The sequence below is a fragment of the Nocardia sp. 852002-20019_SCH5090214 genome (assembly GCF_001665865.1).
Taxonomy (GTDB): Bacteria; Actinomycetota; Actinomycetes; order Mycobacteriales; family Mycobacteriaceae; genus Nocardia; species Nocardia nova.
Genome location: NZ_LZMK01000006.1, coordinates 1 through 507 on the forward strand (window position 1 = coordinate 1; position 507 = coordinate 507).

A 507-nucleotide genomic window follows, 5' to 3' on the forward strand; every position below is an offset into this window, starting at 1 on the left:
ATGAGGCCTTGGGCACGGTTGTATTCGGCATAGGCGCGGGCGCACTCGAACCGGTAGCCAGCCTCGGCGACCACATATCGGTTATGCGGGCGGCCGAGCTGGGCCATCTTCGCGCCGTAGAGGCGGGCCACCCGCGGCGAGACACCCTCGGCCATCTGCTCGGCCGCCAGCTGCGCGACGATCGCGTCCGCGTTCGGATGCATCCCGCGCCCGAACAAGGCCCGCATCTGGGATTCGGTGACGATGTCTCCCTCGACGATATCCAGGGCTCCCAACCCCGACCCCACCCAGCGACCCGGGGACTCGCCGCGCTCGCTGTAATAATCGGCGAGCTGTTGCGCGCCACGCTCATTGGCGTCATTCGTGGCGATATTCCGCAGGTAATACTCATAGCCGTCGCCGTACGCGATCTTCGCCAGCGACATCATGCATCCAGGCTACGCCGCTCCAGATTTCTCGTTATCTGTTCGTGACCTGGGAGCATGAGGTGTGAAAATTTTTGTGTGA

1 protein-coding gene is annotated in these 507 nt (G+C 63.3%); it reads right to left on the reverse strand.

Translation table 11 applies throughout. The features are described from left to right. A partial coding sequence (locus tag A5780_RS00320; RefSeq protein WP_156769316.1) for a relaxase domain-containing protein occupies window positions 1–428 on the reverse strand: 428 nt, incomplete at its 3' end. Window positions 429–507: the final 79 nt, after the last annotated feature.